This is a genomic window from Streptomyces sp. NPDC014882 (genome assembly GCF_043081325.1).
Lineage (GTDB): Bacteria > Actinomycetota > Actinomycetes > Streptomycetales > Streptomycetaceae > Streptomyces.
The window spans coordinates 115,365-133,155 of record NZ_JBIBWL010000011.1 but is presented as its reverse complement, the minus strand read 5'-3'; the positions used below and the strand labels follow the sequence as shown (position 1 = coordinate 133,155).

Here is a 17,791-nt window from a genome sequence, read left to right as displayed (position 1 = left end):
TCAGATCCGGTAGCCGGAGCCGGGGACGGTGACGATCACCGGCGGTTCACCGAGCTTGCGACGCAAGGTCATGACGGTCACGCGCACGACGTTGGTGAAGGGATCGGTGTTCTCGTCCCAGGCCTTCTCCAGGAGCTGTTCCGCGGAGACGACGGCGCCCTCGCTGCGCATCAGGACCTCCAGGACGGCGAACTCCTTGGGGGCGAGCTGCACCTCCTTGCCTTCCCGGAAGACCTCGCGGCGGTTCGGGTCGAGCTTGATGCCGGCGCGCTCCAGCACGGGCGGCAGCGGCAGGCTGGTGCGCCGGCCCAGGGCCCGCACGCGTGCGATCAGCTCGCTGAAGGCGAAGGGCTTCGGGAGGTAGTCGTCGGCGCCGATCTCCAGGCCCTCGACGCGATCGCTGACGTCACCGGAGGCCGTGAGCATGAGCACGCGGGTGGGCATGCCCAGCTCGACGATCTTGCGGCAGACGTCGTCGCCGTGCACGAGCGGGAGGTCGCGGTCGAGGACGACCACGTCGTAGTCGTTGACGCCGATGCGCTCCAGGGCGGCCGCACCGTCGTACACGACGTCGACGGCCATGGCCTCCCGGCGCAGTCCGGTGGCCACCGCATCGGCGAGCAGCTGCTCGTCCTCGACGACGAGTACGCGCACGTCGCTTGTCCTTCCTGTGTCCACCCGCGTAGCGCGCTGTGGGCGCACGCGGGCGGGGGGTTCGGTGGGTGTGGGCCTCCATCCTGCCCTTTTCGGCCATAAGTCGGCGGTAAGGCGGGTGCGGGCCACGAGAGGCGGGTGTGAAGCCCCGGGAATGCCGGATTTTCTCGCCGGATCGAGGTTTCTGCGGGAGGGAGCGGGGGGAGGACGGCTTTACACCCCGCGATCACGCTCTGCATGTGCCGCAGCACCATGCGGCACTCCGCGATCCGCTTTCCGCAGAGCGGGCGTGGGTGTCCGGCACCGTCGCCGCCCGGCCGGGCAGCGCCGGGCACCCACGGGAGACGTGATCGCCCCTTCCCAATCGGCACACCCCCGTGCCACAGACCCACGACCAAGGACGAGGGGGCGCAGCATGGACGCATTCACCGCAGGACTTCTGCAGCGCATAAAGGCGACCGAGTCCGACCTGACGCGGGCTCGGAGCGAGGGCGACGACTTCCTCGTGGAGGTCGAGCAGGGCGAGCTCGACGACCTGCGCCGGCTCGCCGCCGAGCACGGTGTGCAGGTCGGCGCGACCAGCGTCTGATCTGAGCAGTTCGCGCGCACGACGGAGGGGCCCCGGCGAATCCAGCGCCGGGGCCCCTTCGTGCGCCCGCGGGGCGTGCGGCCGGACGTCGGCCGCGCGCCCCGCGGGCGCGTCGTCGTGCGTTCAGTCGTGCGTTCAGTCGTGCCAGGCGCCGAAATCCTCCAGGAGCCGCTGGAGGGGCTCGAAGACGCCCGGCGTCGCGGCGATCGCCAACTCCCGCGAGGGGCGCTCTCCGGGGCGTCCACCGGTCAGGGCGCCCGCCTCCCGGGCGATCAGGTCGCCCGCCGCGAGGTCCCACGGGTGCAGACCGCGCTCGTAGTACCCGTCGAGGCGGCCGGCGGCCACGTCGCACAGGTCGACGGCCGCGGAGCCGCCGCGCCGGATGTCGCGCAGCAGCGGGATCATCCGCCGGGCGACGTCGGCCTGGTGGGTGCGGACCCCGGTGACGTAGTTGAAGCCGGTGGAGACCAGCGCCTGTTCGAGCGGGGCCGGGGGTCGGCAGGTGAGGCGGCGTTCGCCCTCCCAGGCGCCGGTCGCCCACGCGCCGCCTCCGCGCACCGCACGGTAGGTCTCGCCGCGCATCGGGATCGCCACGACGCCGGCGACGGTCTCGCCGTCCTGTTCGGCGGCGATGGAGACGGCCCAGGTGGGCAGGCCGTACAGGTAGTTCACGGTGCCGTCGAGGGGGTCGATCACCCAGCGGATGCCGCTGCCGCCCTCCCTGGAGGCGCCCTCCTCGCCGAGGAAGCCGTCGTCGGGGCGGTGGTCGGAGATCAGGCCGGTGATCAGCTTCTCGGCCGCGATGTCCATCTCGGTGACGACGTCGATGGGGCTCGACTTGGTGGCGGCGACCGTGAGGTCGGCCGGCCGGCCGTCCCTCAGCAGCTCGCCGGCCCGGCGGGCGGCCTCCTCCGCGAGTGCGAGCAGTTCCCGGTGCAGGGGGTCGGTCACGGAGCTCCTCACGCGTACGGGCTGTCGGCGCCCGCCGCGGCGGGCTTGGGGGCGCGGGACGGGCAGCAGCCGACGGGGCAGACGTCGTGGCTCGCGCCGAGGGTGCCCAGGGCGCACGGGGTGACGTCCCGGCCGCTCTCGGCCGCGGCGCGCTCCAGGACGAGGTCGCGGACGGCGGCGGCGAACCGCGGGTCCGCGCCGACGGTGGCCGAACGGCGCACCGGCAGGCCCAGTTCCGCGGCCTTGGCCGTGGCCTCCGTGTCGAGGTCGTAGAGGACCTCCATGTGGTCGGAGACGAAGCCGATGGGGGCCATCACGACGGCCGGCGCCCCGGCGGCGTGCCGCTCCTCCAGGTGGTCGCAGATGTCGGGCTCCAGCCACGGGATGTGGGGGGCGCCGGACCGGGACTGGTAGACGAGCTGCCAGGGGTGGTCGACGCCGGTGCGCTCGCGGACGGCGTCGGCGACGAGCCGGGCCACGTCCAGGTGCTGCGCGACGTACGCCCCGCCGTCGCCGTGGCCCTCCTCGGGGCCGGAGGTGTCGGCGGCGGCCGTCGGGATGGAGTGGGTCGTGAAGGCGATGTGGGCGTCGTCGCGGACGTCCTCGGGGAGGTCGGCGAGGGAGCGGAGCACGCCGTCGACCATGGGCTCCACGAAGCCCGGGTGGTTGAAGTAGTGCCGCAGCTTGTCGATCTTCGGGAGCTCCAGGCCCTCGGCCGCCAGCGTGGCCAGCGAGTCGGCGAGGTTCTCGCGGTACTGGCGGCAGCCCGAGTACGAGGCGTAGGCGCTGGTGGCGAGGACGAGGACGCGGCGGCGGCCGTCGGCGGCCATCTCACGCAGGGTGTCCGTGAGGTACGGGGCCCAGTTGCGGTTGCCCCAGTAGACCGGCAGGTCGAGCCCGTGGTCCGCGAAGTCCCGGCGCAGGGCGTCCAGCAGCGTGCGGTTCTGGTCGTTGATGGGGCTGACCCCGCCGAACAGGAAGTAGTGCTGCCCGACTTCCTTGAGGCGTTCCTTGGGGATGCCGCGCCCGCGTGTCACGTTCTCCAGGAACGGGACCACGTCGTCCGGGCCTTCAGGTCCGCCGAAGGAGAGCAGGAGCAGGGCGTCGTAGGGGGTGGCATCGAGCGCGTCTGGCATGTCTCGATCCTGCCACCCGGCGCCGACAGCCCGGAAACCCCGGGTGCCGTGGCGGGGCGGCTCCCGGGCGGGGAACGACCGCGGGGGTGCGTTAGGGTTGCCTAACTCGTAAGCTGTATCAGCTGCGTACGCGCCTTACCGGGTCGGCAGCGCACTTCCGCATGTCCTGCCGAGCCACGCAGCACCACCTTCCTCGCGCCGTGCCGAGCCGCCACGCACGCGTGACCGGACCCGACGGAGACCTCCGTGCCCAGCTCCTACCGCGCCCTGTTCGCCGCCCCGGGCTCGAGGGGTTTCTCCGCCGCGGGGTTCCTCGGCCGGATGCCGCTGTCGATGATGGGCATCGGCGTGGTCACGATGGTCTCCCAGCTCACCGGGCGCTACGGCCTCGCGGGCGCCCTCTCGGCGACCATCGCGCTGTCGGCGGCGGCGATCGGTCCGCAGATCTCCCGCCTGGTGGACCGGCACGGGCAGCGCAGGGTGCTGCGGCCCGCCACGCTGGTCGCGCTCGCCGCGGCGGCGGGGCTGCTGCTGGCGGCGCACTTCGCGTGGCCGGACTGGGTGCTGTTCGCGTGCGCCGCCGCGATCGGTGCGGTGCCCTCGCTCGGCGCGATGATCCGGGCCCGCTGGGCGGCCCTGTACCGGGGCACCCCGCAGCTGCACACCGCGTACTCCTTCGAGTCCGTGGTGGACGAGATCTGCTTCATCTTCGGCCCGATCATCTCCATCGGTCTGTCCACGGCCTGGTTCCCGGAGGCCGGCCCGCTGCTGGCGGCCTGCTTCCTCGCCGTCGGCGTCTTCTGGCTGACCGCGCAACGGGCCACCGAGCCCGAGCCCCACCCGCGCGAGCACAAGGGCGGCGGTACGGCGATGCGTTCGCCCGGCCTGCAGGTGCTGGTGACGACGTTCGTGGCGACGGGGACGATCTTCGGGGCGGTCGACGTGGTCACCGTCGCGTTCGCCGACGAGCAGGGGCACAAGGCCGCCGCGAGCGTGGTCCTGGCGCTGTACGCGGCCGGTTCCTGCGTGGCGGGCCTGGTCTTCGGCCTGCTGCGCCCCCAGGGAGCCCCGGAGCGGCGCTGGTTGCTGGGCGTGTTCATGATGGGCGTGAGTATGATCCCCCTCCTACTGGTCGGGAACCTGCCGTTTCTGGCCGTGGCGCTCTTCGTCGCGGGCCTCGCCATCGCTCCCACGATGATCACGACGATGTCCCTCATCGAAGAGCACGTACCACGCGCGCAGCTGACCGAGGGCATGACCTGGGTGAGCACCGGGCTCGCGGTCGGGGTCGCGGTCGGCTCCTCGATCGCCGGCTGGGTCATCGACACCGCGGGCGCGCGGGCCGGGTACGGGGTTCCGGCGGTGTCCGGGGCCGTCGCGGTCGCGGTCGGTTTCCTCGGGTACCGTCGGCTCGGCAGGCCGGCGCCGGGTCGTGGAGGCACCGTTGAGCAGCACAGCGAACGGGAAGAACGGCACGTGGCGTAACTGGGGCGGCAACGTCGTCTCCCGCCCCGCGCGGGAGGTCACGCCCGCCTCCGTCGACGAGCTGGCCGCGGCCGTGCGCCGGGCGGCCGAGGACGGGCTGACGGTCAAGGCGGTCGGCACGGGCCATTCCTTCACGTCGATCGCCGCGACGGACGGTGTGCTGATCCGCCCTCAGCTGTTGACCGGCATCCGCGGCATCGACCGCGAGGCGATGACCGTCACGGTCGAGGCGGGCACCCCGCTCAGGAGACTCAATCTGGCGCTGGCGCGCGAGGGGCTGTCGCTCACCAACATGGGCGACATCATGGAGCAGACCGTCTCGGGGGCCACCAGCACGGGCACCCACGGCACGGGCCGCGAGTCGGCGTCCATCGCCGCGCAGATCAGGGGCCTGGAGCTGGTCACGGCCGACGGCTCGGTGCTGACCTGTTCGGAGAAGGAGAACCCGGACGTCTTCGCGGCGGCCCGGATCGGTCTCGGCGCCCTCGGCGTCGTCACCGCGATCACCTTCGCCGTGGAGCCGGTCTTCCTGCTCACCGCGCGCGAGGAGCCGATGCCGCTCGACAGGGTCCTCGCCGACTTCGACGAACTGTGGGCCGAGAACGAGCACTTCGAGTTCTACTGGTTCCCGCACACCGGCAACACCAACACCAAGCGCAACAACCGCAGCGCGGGCCCGCGCAGACCGGTGGGGCGACTGGCCGGCTGGTTCGAGGACGAGTTCCTCTCCAACGGCGTCTTCCAGGCGGCCCAGTGGGTGGGCCGGGCGGTCCCGGCCGCCCTCCCGGCCATCGCCGGGGTGTCCAGCAGGGCGCTCTCCGCGCGCAGCTACACCGACATCCCGTACAAGGTCTTCACCTCGCCGCGCCGGGTCCGGTTCGTGGAGATGGAGTACGCCGTGCCGCGTGAGGCGGTGACCGGGGTGCTGCGCGAGCTGCGGGCCATGATCGAGCGCTCTCCGCTGCGGATCGGCTTCCCCGTGGAGGTGCGCACCGCGCCGGCCGACGACATCACCCTGTCCACCGCCTCCGGCCGCGACAGCGCGTACATCGCCGTCCACACGGCCAAGGGCGCGCCGTACCGGGGGTACTTCACCGCGGCCGAGCGCATCTTCACCGCGCACGAGGGCCGGCCGCACTGGGGGAAGATCCACACGCGGGACGCGGAGTACTTCGCCGGGGTCTATCCGCGGTTCGGCGAGTTCACGGCGCTGCGGGACCGGCTGGATCCCGACCGTCGCTTCCAGAACGACCACCTGCGGAGGGTTCTGGGGCAGTAGGGGCGGCAGGGGCGGCAGCGGACCCGCCGGGCGCGGGGCGGTGACGTCGGTTCCGCCCCCGCGCCCGCGGTCTGAGGGGTGTTCAGGTCGGTCCGGGACGCCACTTCCCGCCTTCTCGCCCCCGGTGACCACGTGACGTACGCCACGCACAAGATCGCGGGAAGCGCTTGCCGAATCGACGAGTCGCGTTTCCTGCCGGAACTCGGGCGGCGCGCCGATCCACGCGCGTGGCCCGAATGGAGTACTGTTGCGAGCCCTGGGTCCGGTCTCCCACCAGGATGTCCGGAGCCTTGACGGACAGCCAGGAGGGGGCAGGTCGCACAGGGTTACGGAGTTGATCACTCAGCGTGGCGAATCGATCACCGTGCCATAACGGCGGTCAAGGGTCCGCGCGCGACACGCCGGGCAACTCGGCAAGGTTGTGGCAGGCTGCACCCGGGCAGGCCACACTCGACTAGCGGAAGCAGCGACGCACGTGACGTCGGCAGGCACCACCCGGGAGGTCCCCATGCCCGAACTGCGTGTCGTGGCCGTCTCGAATGACGGCACACGGCTGGTGCTGAAGGCTGCGGACAGCACGGAGTACACGCTTCCGATCGACGAGCGTCTGCGCGCCGCCGTCCGCGGCGACCGTCCCCGCCTCGGCCAGATCGAGATCGAGGTGGAGAGCCATCTCCGCCCCCGTGACATCCAGGCGCGTATACGTGCCGGCGCGACCGCGGAAGAAGTCGCGCAGATGGCGGGGATCCCCGTCGACCGCGTACGCCGCTTCGAGGGCCCCGTGCTGGCCGAGCGCGCGTTCATGGCCGAACGCGCCCGCAAGACCCCGGTCCGCCGGCCCGGCGAGAACGCCGGACCGCAGCTCGGCGAGTCCGTCCAGGAGCGGCTGACGCTGCGCGGCGCCGACAAGGACACCGTCCAGTGGGACTCCTGGCGCCGCGACGACGGCACCTGGGAGGTCCTGCTCGTCTACCTGGTCGCGGGCGAACCGCACTCGGCGAGCTGGACGTACGACCCGCCGAGGCGGCTCGTCCAGGCCGTCGACGACGAGGCGCGCTCGCTGATCGGCGAGTCCGACGACCTCGCCGCGCCGGAGCCCAGCTTCCCGTTCGTCCCGCGCATCGCCCGGCTGCCCCGCGACCGCACGATGGACCGCGCCCTCGACCGGGCGAGCCTGCCCGCACAGCCCTCCGAGCCCTCCGAGGAGAGCACCGGCGAGCGCGAGCGGGACTCGCTGACCAGCCTGTTGGAAGCGGTACCGAGTTTCCGGGGCGACATGGTCGTCCCGGAGATCCCCTCCGAGGAACCGGAGGAGCCCGCGGACGAACCGGACGTCGAGGAGCCCCCGGCGCCCGCCGCGTCCGCCGGTTCCGCCTACGCGGACGTCCTCATGCCCCGCTCCGTGGGCAGTCACCGCGATCGTCTCGTCGGTTCCACGGACCGTCAGGCCGAGGCGGACGGCGTCCGCCCCGGCCGCCGCGCGGCGGTGCCCAGCTGGGACGAGATCGTGTTCGGCACCCGGCGCAAGAAGCAGGAATAAGCGGGAGTGCCGGAGCGGGCCGTCGTCCGGCGGCCCGGCGGGGAGGTCCGGAGCTTCACCGGAGCGTGTTCGCACACGGGTTCATACGTACGGAGGGGCCGCATCTGTTCGATGCGGCCCCTCCGTCGTGTGTGGCGTGCGACGGATCTACCGGGGGTCGGGTCCGACGGCGACCGGGCGGGACGGGTCCGAGGACCACTCCGACCAGGAACCGACGTACAGCGCCGCCGGAATCCCCGCGACCGCGAGCGCCAGCACCTCGTGGGCACCGGAGACGCCGGAGCCGCAGTACACGCCCACCTCGCCGCCGTCGGCCGCCCCGAGCGACGTGAAGCGGGCCCTGAGGTCCTCGGCGGGCAGGAAGCGGCCGTCCGGGCCGACGTTGTCCGTGGTCGGCGCGGAGACGGCGCCCGGAATGTGTCCGCCGACCCGGTCGATCGGCTCCACCTCGCCCCGGTACCGCTCACCCGCGCGCGCGTCGAACAGCACGCCGGAGCGGGCCAGTTTCGCCGCCGCGTCCGCGTCGAGCAGTCCCGCGGCGGCCGGCCGCGGCTCGAAGTCGCCCCCGGCGGGCGCCGGGACGTCGACCGACAGCTCCCCCCGCCACGCCGTCAACCCGCCGTCGAGGACTCGCACGTCCGGGTGACCCGTCCAGCGCAGCAGCCACCACGCGCGGGCCGCCGCCCAGCCCTGCCCGCCGTCGTACACGACCACCGGCCGGGCCGCCGACACGCCCGCTCGGCGCATGGCGGCGCCGAACTCCGCCAGGTCCGGCAGCGGATGGCGGCCGCCCGCGCCGGACGCCCCGGCCAACTCCCGGTCGAGGTCGACGTAGACGGCGCCCGGCACGTGCCCGGACGCGTAGGCGGCACGGCCGTCGAACGGCGGCTCTCCGGCCGCCTTCGCCACACTGAGCTGCCAGCGGACGTCCAGCACGACCGGCGGGTGCTCCCCCGTCAGGGCGCTCGCGAGTTCGGATGCGGAGATGATGGCGTTCATGGCCCCATCCTCGCGCACGGGGTGGCCCCGCCGTGCAGGTCCGGCTACTCTGCTCGGCCGGACGGGTCCGATCACCCGGCGTACGGGATCGGGCACACGCCGTACAGCCGATCGACGTCCTTCGGCGACCGCACGAGGACGGATGAGGAACCGCACGCCGGGCGCCCTCCCGACACGCCCGCCCCACCACGGCGGCGCGCCCGGAGCGCTCGGCACGGTGAGGGGTGCGAACATCGGCCCGGGGTGCGGAAGCGACGCGGCCACCACGAGTGGCCGGGGAGAGAGTGACGATGCCCGAGGCACGTGGGCCGGCCGGCCCGAACGGCGAAGCGCACGCGCGGTACGCACCCGGCACACCCTGCTGGGTGAGCCTGATGGTGCACGGGTTGACGGCCACGCAGGAGTTCTACGGCGAACTGTTCGGCTGGACGTTCCGACCCGGACCGCATCAGCTGGGCCCGTACGTACGTGCCCTGCTCGACGGCCGTGAGGTGGCCGGCCTCGGCCAGCTCCCCCCGGACCGCCACCTCCCCGTGGCCTGGACGCCCTACCTGGCTTCCGACGACGTGGACACCACCGCCGAAACGGTACGCCTGAGCGGCGGCACGATCGGGGTCGGTCCGCTGGACGCCGCCGACGCCGGACGCCTGGCCATCGGCTCCGACCCGGCCGGCGCGGTCTTCGGCATCTGGCAGGCGACGGCCCACCTCGGCACCGGCATCACGGGCGTGCACGGCACCCCCGTCTGGAACGAACTGCTGACCGTCGAGTCGGCGAGCGTCGCCAAGTTCTACGAGACGCTGTTCGGCTACCGCCGGGAAGCCGTGGGGGCCGACGACTTCGACTACGTCACCCTGTACGTCGCGAACCGTCCGGTCGCCGGAATCCACGGCCTGGGCAACGCCCTGCCCCGGGACCGCGGACCGCACTGGATGACGTACTTCCAGGTGGACGACGTGGACGAGGCGGTCGCCCGGGTCGTCTCCCTCGGCGGCCGGCCCCTCGCGCCGGCCCGGGACGGCACGCGCGGGCGCGTGGCGACGGTCGCCGACCCCGAGGGGGCCCGCTTCGCCCTGATCCGGGAGCCTCGCTGAGGCCGGCGCACCACCCGGCCGGGGTCAACGCGACTGGCGGGCAAGCTGCTTGACGAGCCGTGCGGTTCGCCGGGGCGACGCTCCCGAAACCGTGGTCGGCGGCCGGGGTCACGGGAGAAGATGGCCCGTATGAAGGATGAGGGCTCCCCGATCGACCCCAGCAGGCCGAGCATCGCGCGCGTCTACGACTACCTGCTCGGCGGCAAGGACAACTACGCCGTGGACCGGCAGGTCGGCGACGTGTTCAAGCGTGATCTCCCCGGTTCGCTGGCGATCGCCTTCGCCAACCGCGCGGCCCTGACCCGGGCGGTCCGGGAGATCGCGACGACCACCGGCGTACGGCAGTTCATCGATCTCGGGAGCGGCCTTCCGACCGCGGACAACGTCCACCAGGTCGCGCAGCGGCACGCTCCGGAGTCACGGGTCGTGTACGTCGACATCGATCCCCAGGTGCTGGTCCACGGGCGCGCCCTGCTGGAGGAGAACGAGCGGACCCGGGTGGTGCCGGCCGACGTGCGCGACCCCGAGGCCATACGCACGCACCCGGAGACCGTGGGACTGATCGACTTCGACCGGCCCGTCGCCGTGATGTTCAGCGCCATCCTCCACCACGTCAACGACGAGGAGGACCCGGCCGGGATCGTCCGCTACTGGCGCGACCAGGTGCCCTCCGGCAGCTACTTCTTCGTCAGCCACTTCCGTTCCGGCAACAACCCGGAGACGGCGGAGGCCGAGCGGGTCCTCCAGCAGACGTTCGGACGCGGCCGGTGGCGCACCGACGAGGAGATCGAATCCCTCCTGGACGGCCTGGAGGTCCTCGCCCCCGGCATAGTGCCCGCGTCCCGCTGGCGGCCCGAGGTGGTGGACGGTCCCTGGAGCAGCGACGGCGAACGGGACCTCACCGTCTGGGAACGGCTCATCGCCGCCGGGCTGGCCCGCAAGCCGTAGGGCGGCGGCACCCGCCGTCCGGCCACGGGGCCGGGGGCGCGCGGTCAGCCGGAGTTGACCGGCAGCACGTCCGGGGACAGGACCGCCGCACGGGCCGACGCGGCCGTCATGCGGCGGCGGTGGTGGCGCCGGCACAGGACCTCGTAGCCGACGGTGTCCTCCTGGTCCACGTCGCCGATCACGACCTGCGCGCCCTCGACGACCATCACGCCGCCGACCGTGCGGGCGTTGTGCGTGGCGCGGGCGCCGCACCAGCACAGGGCCTCGACCTGGAGGACCTCCACGCGGTCGGCCAGCTCGACGAGGCGCTGGGAGCCGGGGAACAGCTTGGACCGGAAGTCGGTCGTGATGCCGAAGGCGTAGACGTCGATCTCCAGGTCGTCGACCACGCGCGCGAGCTGGTCTATCTGCTCCTCCGCGAGGAACTGCGCCTCGTCCGCGATCACGTAGTCGGCGCGGCCGCCCTGCGAGAGGTGGTCGACGAGGTAGCCGTACAGGTCCTGGCCGTCCTCGACCTCCACCGCGTCGGTGACCAGGCCGAGGCGGGAGGACAGTTTGCCCTCGCCCGCGCGGTCGTCGCGGGTGAAGATGATGCCCTGGAGGCCGCGCGCGGAGCGGTTGTGCTCTATCTGGAGAGCCAGCGTGGACTTCCCGCAGTCCATGGTTCCGGAGAAGAACACCAGCTCGGGCATGGGAAGTCGAGCACCTTTCGGTGGGATGTCGGTGGCGTGGCAGGGGGGAGGGACGTCAGGAGCGTACTTCGAGCAGGGGGACGAACTGCTCGGCCGGAGTCATGGAGCCGTGGTTGCCGACCATGGCCGACTCCTTCGGTTCGCGCTCCGAGGCGATGAGCAGGACGTCGTCCCGGGCGGCCGCGATCACGTCGCCGAGGCGGGCGTACACCCGCTCGTCGATGTGCGGGCCGAACCAGCCCGCGGCGATCGCCTCGTCCCGCGAGGCCACCCAGAACTGCTCGCCGAGCACCTCGCGCCAGCAGGCCAGGACGTCGTCCTCGGCGCCCGGCACGGCGTAGACGTGGCGGGCGCGGCCCTCGCCGCCCAGCAGGGCGACCCCGGCGCGCAGTTCCCAGTCCGCGTCGAAGTCGATGCGGTGGTCCTCGTCGAAGGGCACGTCGATCATGCCGTGGTCCGCGGTGACGTAGAGGGCGCTGCGGGGCGGGAGCTGCTCGGCGAGGCGCTGCACGAGCCGGTCGACGTACATGAGCTGGCCGCGCCAGGTGTCGGAGGCGACGCCGTAGCGGTGACCCGCGCCGTCGAGTTCGGCGTAGTACGTGTAGACCAGGGAGCGGTCTCCGGCCGCGAGCTGCTCGGCCGCGAGGTCCATGCGCTCCTCGCCGGTGAGGCGCCCGTGGAACGTGCCGCCGCTGAGGGCGACCTTGGTGAGCGGGGTGTTCTGGAAGTGGGGCGAGGACACCTGCGCGGCGTGCACGCCGGCCGCGTCGGCCAGCTGGAAGACCGTGGGGTACGGCTGCCAGGCGTGCGGCGCGGTCCACGGCTGCCAGCGGAGCTGGTTCATCAGCTGGCCGGTGGCGGGGTCGCGGACGGTGTAGCCGGGCAGGCCGTGCGCGCCCGGCGGGAGGCCGGTGCCGACGGAGGCGAGCGACGTCGCGGTGGTCGCCGGGTAGCCGGCGGTGAGCGGACGCCCGGTGCCGCCGCGCGAGCCGGCGAGGAGGCCGTGCAGGTAGGGCGCCTCGTCACGGTGGGCCTTGAGCTGCTCCCAGCCGAGGCCGTCGATCAGGAAGACGCAGTTGCGGTCGGCCGGTGTGAGTTCGGCGATGGCCGCGGTCGTGCCCGGGACGCCCATGCCGGCGGCCAGCGTGGGCAGCAGGTCGGCGAGGGAGCCGGAGCCGTACTGGGGGACGGGTGCGGAGGAGACGGCGAGGGGTTCCGGGTCGTCCCAGACGGCGGGCTGGGCCATTACGCGGTCTGGTCCGCGGTCGCCTCGGAGAGGGACTGCGCGAAGACGAGGGTCTGGCGCACCGTCTCCGGGCCGTCCCCGGCCTCGCTGACGCGCAGGCTGAGGTCGTCCGCCGTCGAGCTTCCGGTGTAGCCGTGATCGGCGTCGCAGTTCGGGTCGCCGCAGGCGGCGGGCTCGAGGTCGATGCGGGAGACCGCGCCCCAGCCGATCGTCAGCACGACCTCGCGCGGCAGGCTGCCCGGCGTGTACGACTCCGGGTTGGCGACCACACGGCTCAGTACGACCGACGAGATCCGGCCGAGCTTCACGGACTCGGTGGACGTGGTGGCGTACGGCGCCGGGGAGGTGGAGTCGGCGGCCTGCTCGTCGGTGTGGCTGACGATGAAACGGTTGCCGGTGAGGACCAGCACCGTCACGTGGCGGCGCACTTCGTTCTGGTCGAACGTGGTCTCCTGGTGGACCAGGTACGACCGGATGGGCTCGCCGCCCACGGCGGCCTCCACCGCCTCGGCCACGAGGGCCGGGTAGTAGCCGCTGCGCTCGATCGCCGCACGCAGCCCCTGGGTCGTCGTACTGGTCTTGGCCATGTCCTCCATCCTACGGGGACCCACTGACTGCGAGGGACCGGTCACGGCCGTCTCAGTAGAGGGGGAGCGTCCGCGGGCCGAGATCGTCGCGGGCGGGCGGGGGCGCGAGGCGGACGGAGGCGCCGAGGACGCTCAGGCCGTGCGGGGCGACGACGACCGGCTCCAGGGTCACCGCGACGACCTCCGGGTGGTCGTCGACCAGGCGGGACACCCTCAGCAGCAGCTCCTCCAGGGCGGGGGTGTCGACGGGCGCCGAACCGCGCCAGCCGAACAGGAGGGGTGCCGTCCGGATCGACCGGACCAGGGAGGTGGCGTCCCGGTCGGTGACCGGGATCAGACGGTGCGCCATGTCGCCGAGCAGCTGCGAGGCGGCCCCGGCGAGCCCGAACGACAGCACGGCTCCGGCCGCCGGGTCGATGACCGCCCGGACGACGGTGTCCACCCCGCGCGGGGCCATCGCCTGGACCACCGGGCGCAGCTGCTGCGGAGCGCCGAACAGCTCGGCCAACTCGGCGTACGCCCGGCGCAGTTGCTCCTCGTCGGCGAGGTCGAGGCGGACGCCGCCCAGGTCGGCGCGGTGGCGCAGGTGGGGTGCGGTGGCTTTGAGGGCGACGGGGTAGCCGAGGACGCCGGCGGCCCGCACGGCCTCGTCGGGGGTGGGCGCGGGGACGGCCCGGCGGACCGGGATGCCGTACCGGCCGAGCAGTTCGCTGGTCTCCTCGGTGCCGAGGGTGAGGCCCTGTCCGCGCGCGAGGAGCCCGCCGATCAGCGCGGCGGCACCCTTCTCGTCGATGTCCTCGTGCTCGGGCACCTTGCCGGGGTCGGCGGCCTCGCGCCGCCACTGCGCGTACTTCACGGCCTCGGCGAGGGCGCGGACCGCGCGTTCCGCGGCGGGGTAGGCGGGGATGAGGTGGGCGTCCCCGGAGGTCCGGGAGCGCTCGGCGGGTTCGCCGGGCGCGGCGGCGGGAGCGGGGGGTGTGCCGGTCGGGGTCGTCGGCGCGGTCGCCGCCGGGGCGGAGCCGGTCGGCCCGGTTCCCGACGCCCCGGGCGTCGTTCCGGCCGGTGCCGTCACCGCCCCGGTCGTCCCGGTTCCCGTCGCCTCGGCCTCGGCCGCCGCCGGGGCCGGGGGTGCCGTGCGCGCGCGGGGGGCGGTGCTCGTCGCGGCGGACAGTGCCTCCGCGAGGCCGCCCAGCTCCACGTGCACCACGAGCACCGGCTTGGCGGGACCGGTGGCCGCGGCCGAGCGCAGGGCCTGCGCCAGTTCCCCGTCGTCGGGGGATGCCTCGCCGATGGCGGGGATCGCGGTCACCACGACCGCGTCGCACGTCTCGTCGGCCAGGGCGTGCGCCAGCGCCGCGTGGAAGTCCTCCGCCGACGCCTCCGTGGTGAGGTCCAGCGGCGGCTGGGGGCGCAGGCCCTCGGAGAGGCACGCGTCGTACGTGAGCAGCCCCAGGGACTCCGAGTTGCCGAGGATGGCCACGCGCGGTCCCCGGGGCAGCGGCTGGCGTGCCAGCAGCAGGCCCGCGTCGACCAGTTCGGTGATGGTGTCCACGCGGATGACCCCGGCCTGGCGGAGCAGGGCCGACACCGTGGCGCGGGGCAGGCGCGTGGCCCGTACGGCGTGGCCCTGGGGGGCCGTTCCCGCGCCCTGGACCACCACCAGCGGCTTGGCCGCGGCCGTGCGCCGCGCGAGTCGGGTGAACTTGCGCGGGTTGCCGATGGACTCCAGGTACATCAGGGCGACGTCGGTGTCGGGGTCGTCGTACCAGTACTGGAGGACGTCGTTGCCGGACACGTCCGCGCGGTTGCCGGAGGAGACGAACGTCGACACCCCGGTGATCCCGGTGACGCCCCCGCCGCGCCGGTGCAGCCGGGAGAGCAGGGCGACGCCGATCGCGCCGGACTGGGCGAACAGGCCGATCCGGCCGGGACGCGGCATCTGCGGGGCCAGTGACGCGTTCAGCCGTACCCCCGGGGAGGTGTTGATGATCCCGAAGGCGTTGGGGCCGATGAGGCGCATCCCGTACGCGCGCGCGTGCCGCACGAGTTCGCGCTGGCGCTCCAGCCCCTCGGGGCCGCTCTCGGCGTACCCGGCGGTCAGGACGACGAGTCCCTGCACGCCGTGCTCGCCGCACTCGGCGACGACCTCGGGGACGCGGTCGGCGGGGACGGCCACGACCGCGAGGTCGACGTGCCCGTCGATGTCGCGGACCGAGCGGTGGGCGGGCACGCCGTCGAGTTCCTCGAGGTCCTCGGGGAAGGCCTTGTTCACGGCGTACAGGTCACCGGTGAAGCCGGCCTCGCGGAGGTTGCCGAGGACGCTGCGGCCGATGCCGCCGGGGGTGCGGCCGGTGCCGATGACGGCGACCGAGCCGGGCGCCAGCAACCGCCGTACGGAGCGGGCCTCGGCGCGCTGCTCCCGCGCGCGCTGCACCGCGAGGGAGCGCTCGGTGGGTTCGAGGCCGAACTCCAGGTGCACGACGCCGTCCTCGAAGCTGCGCTTCTGGGTGTAGCCGGCGTCCGTGAACACCTTGATCATCTTGGTGTTGGCCGGGAGCACCTCGGCGGCGAACCGCCGGATGCCGCGCTCGCGCGCGACGGCCGCGATGTGTTCGAGGAGCGCGGAGGCGACACCGCGGCCCTGGTGGGCGTCCTGCACGAGGAACGCGACCTCGGCCTCGTCGGCCGGCGCCGGGGCGGCCGCCCCGTCGGCACCGATGCGGTCGTAGCGTACGGTGGCGATGAACTCGCCGCCGACCGTGGCCGCGAGTCCCACCCGGTCCACGAAGTCGTGGTGCGTGAAGCGGTGGACGTCCTTGGCGGACAGTCGCGGGTAGGGCGCGAAGAAGCGGTAGTACTTCGACTCGTCCGACACCTGCTCGTAGAAGCTGACCAGGCGCTCGGCGTCATCGACGGTGATGGGGCGGATGCGTGCGGTGCCGCCGTCGCGCAGCACCACGTCGGCTTCCCAGTGGGCGGGGTACTCGTGGCGGTCCGACGCGCTCTGCATGGGCCCCAGACTACGGCTCGCGTACGGCAACGGCGCGAGGCAGTCTGTGGGGGACGGATGTCGGATCGAGGCCGCGATCCGACGCCCACGCCGGGAGGGGGCCGCACGGCCCCCTCCTCCGCACGCTTCACGTGTGGAACACTGGTCTAGACAACCTGAACACCGAAGGGCAGCATCACATGGCTGAGCGCCGCGTCAACGTCGGCTGGGCCGAGGGCCTTCACGCCCGTCCCGCTTCCATCTTCGTCCGGGCCGCCACGGCCGCAGGCATCCCGGTGACGATCGCCAAGGCCGACGGCAACCCCGTCAACGCGGCCTCCATGCTGGCCGTCCTCGGTCTGGGCGCCCAGGGCGGCGAGGAGATCGTCCTCGCCTCGGAGGCCGAGGGCGCGGACGTCGCCCTCGACCGCCTGGCGAAGCTGGTCGCCGAGGGGCTCGAGGAGCTTCCCGAGACCGTCTGAGCCGGCCGCCACGCGCACACGCGCGGGCGGACCGGAGCCGCGTCGCCCCGTCCGGGCGGCGCGGCTCCGCCGTTTCCGGGGCACGGCGGGCCGGGCGGAAACCGTTGGAGGCGCGCCGCGGATGTTCCGCAGGGCCCGCGAAGGCCTCACGAAGAACGGGCGAAAAGGCGGACGGAAAAACGTGCGACGGGTGCGCGCAGGACGCACGAAAGCTGTGCGACGGGCGCGCGAAAGGCGCACGAAGAGAGCACCACCGTAAACACGGAGGCGCGGCGAAAAAGAGCGGAGGAAATACCTCTCCGCCGAATTACCTTCTTTGTATACGGCTCTCGTGTTAATTCCGGAGGCCGGACATGTTGACGACGTGTTGCGAAGTCCTCACACGGTCCTGGCGGTCGCCGCCCGGGAAGCGCGGCCGGTGCGCGGGGAGCGCGCGCTCGACGTGCAGCGCCGTCACCGCCCGCGCGCGTTCCCCGTCGCCGCGCGCCACCGCGTCCACGATCGCGCCGTGTTCCGCCCAGGACTCCGCCGGGGCGGCCGACGCGTCCACCGTGTACATCCAGGAGATCTTGTGGCGCAGCTGGGTGAGCGTCGAGGTGAGGGCGTGACTGCCGGAGGCCTGGGCGAGGGTCTCGTGGAACCAGCCCCCCAGGGAGCGCAGATCGTCGCTGCCGCCGCGCCTGGCACGCTCCTGGCCCAGCCGGACGAGGCCGCGCAGCACCTTGAGGTGGGCCTCGGTGCGCCGCTGGGCGGCCCGGGCGGCGCCGAGCGGCTCGAGGAGCACGCGCATCTCCAGCAGGTCGGCGGCCTCCTGCTCGGTCGGTTCGGCGACGCACGCGCCCGCGTGCCGCCGCGTCACGACGAAGCCCTCCGCCTCCAGCGTGCGCAGCGCCTCCCGGACGGGGACGCGCGAGACGCCGTAGCGACGCGCGAGGAGTTCCTCGGTGAGGCGGCCGCCGCGCTCGTAGACACCCGCGACGATGTCGTCCCGGATGGCCGTGCACACCGAGTGCGCCGGAATACGCATGACCGACCTCCGCCTTAATCCCCGTGAAACGTCGACGATTGACGTGTGTTCCGTGACTCTATTGCAACCGGCGGGAATTTCCGATGGCGGGCC

16 protein-coding genes are annotated in these 17,791 nt (G+C 73.3%); 7 read left to right on the top strand and 9 right to left on the bottom strand.

Annotated features, from left to right (window positions below):
• The gene (locus tag ACF09K_RS24225) at positions 1–654 is read right to left on the bottom strand and encodes a response regulator transcription factor (RefSeq protein ID WP_086734600.1); all 654 of its coding nucleotides are present in this window, start codon (positions 652–654) and stop codon (positions 1–3) included.
• A gap of 415 nt (positions 655–1,069) precedes the next feature.
• Between ACF09K_RS24225 and ACF09K_RS24220 the strand changes: the two genes are divergently transcribed.
• Positions 1,070–1,243 carry a hypothetical protein gene (locus tag ACF09K_RS24220; RefSeq protein ID WP_392246608.1) on the top strand — a complete coding sequence of 58 codons (174 nt, stop codon included), beginning with the start codon at positions 1,070–1,072 and terminating at the stop codon, positions 1,241–1,243.
• A 135-nt stretch (positions 1,244–1,378) separates the two neighbouring features.
• Here ACF09K_RS24220 and ACF09K_RS24215 read toward each other — a convergent pair whose 3' ends face one another.
• Complete coding sequence (locus ACF09K_RS24215; protein WP_392246606.1) at positions 1,379–2,194, bottom strand: inositol monophosphatase family protein; 816 nt, start codon at positions 2,192–2,194, stop codon at positions 1,379–1,381.
• 8 nt (positions 2,195–2,202) lie between these two features.
• Entirely contained in the window at positions 2,203–3,330 is a 1,128-nt protein-coding gene (locus tag ACF09K_RS24210) for a ferrochelatase (protein WP_392246604.1), read from the bottom strand.
• Positions 3,331–3,576: 246 nt separating this feature from the next.
• Here ACF09K_RS24210 and ACF09K_RS24205 point away from each other — a divergent pair, with 246 nt between their 5' ends.
• From ACF09K_RS24205 to sepH, 3 genes are all read left to right on the top strand, one after another.
• Entirely contained in the window at positions 3,577–4,815 is a 1,239-nt protein-coding gene (locus tag ACF09K_RS24205; RefSeq protein ID WP_392246603.1) for an MFS transporter, read from the top strand.
• Entirely contained in the window at positions 4,775–6,094 is a 1,320-nt protein-coding gene (locus ACF09K_RS24200) for a D-arabinono-1,4-lactone oxidase (RefSeq protein WP_392246601.1), read from the top strand. Before ACF09K_RS24205 ends, ACF09K_RS24200 begins: the two co-directional genes overlap by 41 nt.
• A gap of 508 nt (positions 6,095–6,602) precedes the next feature.
• Complete coding sequence (gene sepH / locus ACF09K_RS24195; RefSeq protein ID WP_392246599.1) at positions 6,603–7,634, top strand: septation protein SepH; 1,032 nt, start codon at positions 6,603–6,605, stop codon at positions 7,632–7,634.
• A gap of 147 nt (positions 7,635–7,781) precedes the next feature.
• Here the strand turns inward: sepH and ACF09K_RS24190 are convergent, their stop codons facing one another.
• A complete protein-coding gene (locus ACF09K_RS24190) occupies positions 7,782–8,633 on the bottom strand; it encodes a sulfurtransferase (protein ID WP_392246597.1) in 852 nt (283 codons plus the stop codon).
• A 290-nt stretch (positions 8,634–8,923) separates the two neighbouring features.
• On the opposite strand from ACF09K_RS24190, the gene ACF09K_RS24185 reads away from it, so the two are divergent.
• Together ACF09K_RS24185 and ACF09K_RS24180 are read left to right on the top strand one after the other, a co-directional pair.
• Positions 8,924–9,727: a VOC family protein gene (locus tag ACF09K_RS24185; RefSeq protein WP_392246596.1), complete on the top strand. Its 804-nt coding sequence runs from the start codon at positions 8,924–8,926 to the stop codon at positions 9,725–9,727.
• Between the two features lie 129 nt (positions 9,728–9,856).
• Positions 9,857–10,675: an SAM-dependent methyltransferase gene (locus ACF09K_RS24180; RefSeq protein ID WP_392246594.1), complete on the top strand. Its 819-nt coding sequence runs from the start codon at positions 9,857–9,859 to the stop codon at positions 10,673–10,675.
• A gap of 44 nt (positions 10,676–10,719) precedes the next feature.
• Here ACF09K_RS24180 and ACF09K_RS24175 read toward each other — a convergent pair whose 3' ends face one another.
• Genes ACF09K_RS24175 through ACF09K_RS24160 form a run of 4 tightly spaced genes read right to left on the bottom strand, consistent with a single transcriptional unit; the run spans position 10,720 to position 16,210 of the window.
• Positions 10,720–11,367: a thymidine kinase gene (locus ACF09K_RS24175; RefSeq protein ID WP_392246592.1), complete on the bottom strand. Its 648-nt coding sequence runs from the start codon at positions 11,365–11,367 to the stop codon at positions 10,720–10,722.
• Positions 11,368–11,422: 55 nt separating this feature from the next.
• Positions 11,423–12,613 carry an alkaline phosphatase family protein gene (locus ACF09K_RS24170; RefSeq protein ID WP_392246590.1) on the bottom strand — a complete coding sequence of 397 codons (1,191 nt, stop codon included), beginning with the start codon at positions 12,611–12,613 and terminating at the stop codon, positions 11,423–11,425.
• Complete coding sequence (locus ACF09K_RS24165) at positions 12,613–13,200, bottom strand: DUF5998 family protein (RefSeq protein ID WP_392246588.1); 588 nt, start codon at positions 13,198–13,200, stop codon at positions 12,613–12,615. The genes ACF09K_RS24170 and ACF09K_RS24165 overlap by 1 nt, the downstream gene beginning before the upstream one ends.
• A gap of 52 nt (positions 13,201–13,252) precedes the next feature.
• Positions 13,253–16,210, bottom strand: a complete 2,958-nt coding sequence (locus ACF09K_RS24160) for a GNAT family N-acetyltransferase (RefSeq protein WP_392246586.1) — start codon at positions 16,208–16,210, stop codon at positions 13,253–13,255.
• A 179-nt stretch (positions 16,211–16,389) separates the two neighbouring features.
• Between ACF09K_RS24160 and ACF09K_RS24155 the strand changes: the two genes are divergently transcribed.
• A complete protein-coding gene (locus ACF09K_RS24155) occupies positions 16,390–16,671 on the top strand; it encodes an HPr family phosphocarrier protein (RefSeq protein ID WP_079659035.1) in 282 nt (93 codons plus the stop codon).
• 334 nt (positions 16,672–17,005) lie between these two features.
• Here the strand turns inward: ACF09K_RS24155 and ACF09K_RS24150 are convergent, their stop codons facing one another.
• A complete protein-coding gene (locus ACF09K_RS24150; RefSeq protein ID WP_392246583.1) occupies positions 17,006–17,698 on the bottom strand; it encodes a GntR family transcriptional regulator in 693 nt (230 codons plus the stop codon).
• Positions 17,699–17,791: the final 93 nt, after the last annotated feature.

What these genes read in the sequence shown, in the direction of transcription:
- ACF09K_RS24155 (WP_079659035.1), top strand. Translation starts at nt 16,390, where the DNA reads ATGGCTGAGCGCCGCGTCAACGTCGGCTGGGCCGAGGGCCTTCACGCC.
- ACF09K_RS24150 (WP_392246583.1), bottom strand. Translation starts at nt 17,698, where the DNA reads ATGCGTATTCCGGCGCACTCGGTGTGCACGGCCATCCGGGACGACATC.
- ACF09K_RS24210 (WP_392246604.1), bottom strand. Translation starts at nt 3,330, where the DNA reads ATGCCAGACGCGCTCGATGCCACCCCCTACGACGCCCTGCTCCTGCTC.
- ACF09K_RS24170 (WP_392246590.1), bottom strand. Translation starts at nt 12,613, where the DNA reads ATGGCCCAGCCCGCCGTCTGGGACGACCCGGAACCCCTCGCCGTCTCC.
- ACF09K_RS24180 (WP_392246594.1), top strand. Translation starts at nt 9,857, where the DNA reads ATGAAGGATGAGGGCTCCCCGATCGACCCCAGCAGGCCGAGCATCGCG.
- ACF09K_RS24160 (WP_392246586.1), bottom strand. Translation starts at nt 16,210, where the DNA reads ATGCAGAGCGCGTCGGACCGCCACGAGTACCCCGCCCACTGGGAAGCC.
- sepH (WP_392246599.1), top strand. Translation starts at nt 6,603, where the DNA reads ATGCCCGAACTGCGTGTCGTGGCCGTCTCGAATGACGGCACACGGCTG.
- ACF09K_RS24185 (WP_392246596.1), top strand. Translation starts at nt 8,924, where the DNA reads ATGCCCGAGGCACGTGGGCCGGCCGGCCCGAACGGCGAAGCGCACGCG.
- ACF09K_RS24190 (WP_392246597.1), bottom strand. Translation starts at nt 8,633, where the DNA reads ATGAACGCCATCATCTCCGCATCCGAACTCGCGAGCGCCCTGACGGGG.
- ACF09K_RS24220 (WP_392246608.1), top strand. Translation starts at nt 1,070, where the DNA reads ATGGACGCATTCACCGCAGGACTTCTGCAGCGCATAAAGGCGACCGAG.
- ACF09K_RS24175 (WP_392246592.1), bottom strand. Translation starts at nt 11,367, where the DNA reads ATGCCCGAGCTGGTGTTCTTCTCCGGAACCATGGACTGCGGGAAGTCC.
- ACF09K_RS24165 (WP_392246588.1), bottom strand. Translation starts at nt 13,200, where the DNA reads ATGGCCAAGACCAGTACGACGACCCAGGGGCTGCGTGCGGCGATCGAG.